Source organism: Lactococcus sp. S64 (assembly GCF_016516525.1).
Classification (GTDB): Bacteria; Bacillota; Bacilli; order Lactobacillales; family Streptococcaceae; genus Lactococcus; species Lactococcus lactis.
In genome coordinates, this window is the sequence record NZ_JACVUQ010000029.1 from 1 (window position 1) to 880 (window position 880).

Annotated in this window: 1 pseudogene; it reads right to left on the minus strand. The window is 41.2% G+C overall.

Features of this window, described 5'->3' with window-relative positions:
* Window positions 1-880 (minus strand): annotated as a pseudogene (locus tag IAE51_RS12000) (cell wall anchor protein); the annotation flags it as partial.

Sequence of the window (880 nt, forward strand, 5' to 3'; positions counted from 1 at the left end):
CAGACCGCGTCGTGCTTCCTTCGATATAGTAATTGCCAAATTGATAAGGGACATTGACCGAATAAGAATGTCCATAAAGTCCAGTAGTTGATTGTTGTCCTAGATAAATACCGTCCGTACCATAGTAATCATAAGTGACGGTACTTTGGATGTGATAATAATCACCAACTATTATTGTGTTCCCATTTCTGTGCTGACTTTCTTGTCCATAAGCATAATGTGGGAATTTACTGGCTGGTACATTCCAAGAAACATTTGGAAACCAGATAAATTGATGTTGGGGAACGATAAGCTGATTGTTTTCGTCCGCATCATAATAGTTAAGATAAACAATATCCCGGACTTGGGTCGCCAAATGTGCTTGAAGCGCTGAACCAAAGAGGTCATAGCGAACCCCTTGCGAATATTGGTAGGAATTTTCACTACGAGCTGGTGCTGGGCTGTAAAAATCATAGTCAAAATTTGACAGAAAACCAACACCCAGATAACCGCCATAAGGGAGACTAGCTTGACCGTTCAAGTCGGTATCAGGAATTGTTGTATCATAAATAATACTAGAACTATCTGTCGCAAGGTTAGTGGTCTTTGGAATGACCGTTAAAAGGTTGGCAAGATTGGTTTTGACTCCTTGGGCCATATCAATATCCGTTGTGATAAAAGAGGCGAGAACAGGGATTTGAAAATTCGTATTATGTACGACGATTTGATAATTGAGATTGACATTATTTGCCCCGTAGTAGAGGGCGACAATCGAGTTTCCGTCAGAGTTGGCAATATTTTGTTCGCCTGTAAAAGCGAGGCCAATCGGACAGTCAGACGTACTTTCTGCGGGGGCTTGCCAGCTTGATTCATCTGTTGAAATGACTTTGTAGATCAAATC